Source organism: Bacteroidota bacterium (genome assembly GCA_030706565.1).
GTDB lineage: Bacteria > Bacteroidota > Bacteroidia > Bacteroidales > JAUZOH01 > JAUZOH01.
Map to the genome: position 1 here is coordinate 1 of JAUZOH010000413.1, position 3224 is coordinate 3224.

Consider the following 3224-nt stretch of genomic DNA (forward strand, 5'->3'; position numbering starts at 1 on the left):
GCAAACCATCAGAAGATGTGCTCAGAATTTTGAGTTCACTGTATCCTGTAAGCGGTCGTTTTGAATGCATCCGTTCTGCTGACGGAATAACGGTTATTGTTGATTATGCACATACACCCGACGCATTGGAGAATGTCCTTAAAACCATCCATCATGTCAGAAAAGGCAGTGAACAGATCATTACCGTAGTGGGTGCGGGCGGGCACAGGGACAAGACCAAACGCCCTGAAATGGCTGCTATTGTCACGGAGATGAGCGACAAAGTAATCCTTACTTCTGACAACCCGCGCGATGAGAAGCCTGAGGATATTATCCGCGATATGCAGGCCGGTGTGGGTGACGAAAACAAGAAGAAAGTTCTGGTTATTGTCGACCGTGCTGAAGCCATTAAAACCTCCATTATGCTTGCTGCCCCCAAAGACATTATTTTGCTGGCCGGTAAAGGGCATGAGACTTATCAGGAAATTAACGGTGTCAAACACCATTTTGATGACAGAGAAGTTGTGAAAAAGATATTTTCAGAAAGGGATAAAAACTAATAGGTTAATTAATTTTCTAATAGAATGTTATATTATTTGTTCAAATATTTGCATACATTAAATTTCCCGGGGTCTGGGATGTTCCAGTATATTTCTTTCAGATCGACCATGGCATTTATTACTTCACTGGTTCTTGCCTTGTGGATGGGAAAGAAGATTATTTATTTTCTGCAGAAAAAACAAATAGGTGAAACCATCAGAAACCTTGGATTGGAAGGCCAGCTTCAGAAAAAAGGTACTCCAACAATGGGAGGGATTATTATCATTTTGTCCATATTAATTCCGGTACTTTTATTTGATGATTTATTAAACGTATATGTTCTTCTGATGTTAGCCACCATGCTTTGGTTAGGTGGAGTTGGATTTTTAGACGACTACATTAAGGTATTCAAGAAAAATAAGGAAGGACTTGCAGGCAGGTTTAAGATTTACGGACAAATAGGAATCGGTTTGATTGTTGGACTTACCTTATGGCTTAGTGATGATGTCGTTGTCCGCGAAAGGGTGTTGTTGGGAAACGTTCCAGTGACCGAACAAACCAGCAAAGGAGAAGGTATAAAGCAGGAAAAAATTTTTGTACATAATGATATTAAATCGACAAAAACCACCATTCCTTTCCTGAAAGGGCATGAATTTGATTATGCCAGTCTTATTGGTTTTGTGAAAAATGGCGCTGATAAGTGGGTATGGCTGGTATTAATTCTGGCCGTTATTTTTATCATCACGGCTGTATCGAATGGTGCCAATATAACTGATGGTTTGGATGGCCTGGCGGCGGGGCAATGTGCTATTATTGGTTCAACCCTGGGTATCTTGACGTATGTCTCCGGCAACTCGATCTATTCCAATTATTTGAATATCATGTACATCCCTTATGTGGGTGAAGTGGTGATTTTTATGTGTGCATTTATAGGGGCAATTGTAGGGTTTTTGTGGTATAATTCTTACCCTGCCCAGGTGTTTATGGGCGATACAGGCAGCCTTTCATTGGGTGGAATTATTGCCGTTTGTGCCATCATCATCAGAAAGGAACTTCTATTGCCTATTTTATGCGGGATATTTTTTGTAGAAAGTCTGTCGGTCATGATTCAGGTAGGCTATTTCAAACTGACTAAAAAAATGTATGGAGAAGGACGAAGAGTTTTTAAAATGGCTCCGCTTCATCATCATTATCAGGTAGGCGGGTATCCTGAGGCAAAAATCGTTACCCGTTTTTGGATCGTTTGTATATTATTGGCTGTATTTACAGTAGCTACATTAAAGATGCGGTAACATAAGGAAAATTAATTAATCATGAAACGAACATGTTCTTTTAACACTATTTATTGGCTGATTAAAAGGAAATTAGATGCGAAGTTCATTCAATTTTAATTATAAAATTATTTACGGATGAAAAGAATAGTCATATTAGGAGCAGGTGAGAGCGGAATAGGTTCGGCTGTTCTTGCAAAACAAAAAGGCTTTGAAGTTTTTGTTTCGGATTCCGGAGCGGTCAAACCGGATTATAGGGAGATGCTTAGTAAGTACGAGCTGCCGTATGAAGAAAATGGCCATACGGAAAGTCTTATTTTAAATGCGGATGAAGTGATCAAAAGTCCGGGAATACCTGAAACTGCTGAAATTATTCAGAAAATAAGAGAAAAAAATATTCCGGTGATTTCTGAAATAGAATTTGCAGGGCGTTATACCCATGCTACCAAAATTTGTATCACAGGGAGCAATGGTAAAACTACGACAACTTCTTTGATTTATCATATTCTGAAAAAAGCAGGCCTGAATGCCGGCATAGCCGGAAATGTGGGAAAAAGTTTTGCCCTTCAGGTTGCTGAAGAAAATTATGATTATTATGTAATCGAGCTCAGCAGTTTTCAGCTTGACGGCATGTATGATTTTAAGGCTGACATTGCCATCTTGCTCAATATCACTCCTGATCATCTGAATCGTTACGACTACAAGATGCAGAATTATGTGGATTCAAAGTTCAGGATCATGCAGAATCTAACTGCCAGTGATTGTTTCATCTATGACATTGACGATGAGGTCACGGCAAAAGAAATGGAAAAAAGATCTACTCCGGCCAGGGTTTATCCTTTTTCAATAAAGGAAACAATAGAATCCGGAGCTTGTATAGAAGATAAAAATTTGAAAATTAAAATTAACGATAAAGACTTTACCATGTCAATAGAAGAATTAGCTTTAAAAGGAAAGCATAACATTTACAATTCCATGGCTGCAGGTATTGCTGCCAGGGTTTTAGATATCCGGAAAGAAGTAATTCGCCAGAGTTTGAGTGATTTTCAGGGTATTGAACATCGTCTTGAACATGTAATTAAAGTGCGTGGTATAGAGTTTATTAATGATTCTAAAGCCACTAATATTAATTCTACCTGGTATGCACTGGAAAGCATGACTACAAAAGTTGTGTGGATTGTGGGTGGTATTGATAAAGGCAACGATTATGCAACTCTTTACGATTTGGTAAAGGAAAAAGTGAAGGCTATTGTTTGCCTGGGAAAAGATAATACCAAGATTCATGCGGCTTTCGATGACATGATTGATGCCATTGTTGATACCCAGTCGATGGAAGAAGCTGTCAAACGTTCGTATTATTTGGCTAAAAGCGGGGAAACCGTTCTTTTTTCGCCGGCCTGTGCAAGCTTCGATCTGTTTGAAAATTATGAAGAC

General features: G+C 39.0%; 3 protein-coding genes. All 3 read left to right on the plus strand.

Going from position 1 to position 3224, the window contains the following annotated elements; genetic code table 11:
* The coding region (locus tag Q8907_14905) for a cyanophycin synthetase (GenBank protein ID MDP4275561.1) at window positions 1–539 on the plus strand (539 nt) is incomplete at its 5' end.
* 24 nt (window positions 540–563) lie between these two features.
* Window positions 564–1811 (plus strand): phospho-N-acetylmuramoyl-pentapeptide-transferase, encoded by a 1248-nt coding sequence (gene mraY, locus Q8907_14910; GenBank protein MDP4275562.1) that lies wholly within the window; start codon window positions 564–566, stop codon window positions 1809–1811.
* Between the two features lie 117 nt (window positions 1812–1928).
* The coding region (gene murD / locus Q8907_14915; GenBank protein MDP4275563.1) for a UDP-N-acetylmuramoyl-L-alanine--D-glutamate ligase at window positions 1929–3224 on the plus strand (1296 nt) is incomplete at its 3' end.

Excerpts from the sequence above, each read along its gene's own strand:
- mraY (MDP4275562.1), top strand. The coding sequence starts at position 564 with ATGTTATATTATTTGTTCAAATATTTGCATACATTAAATTTCCCGGGG.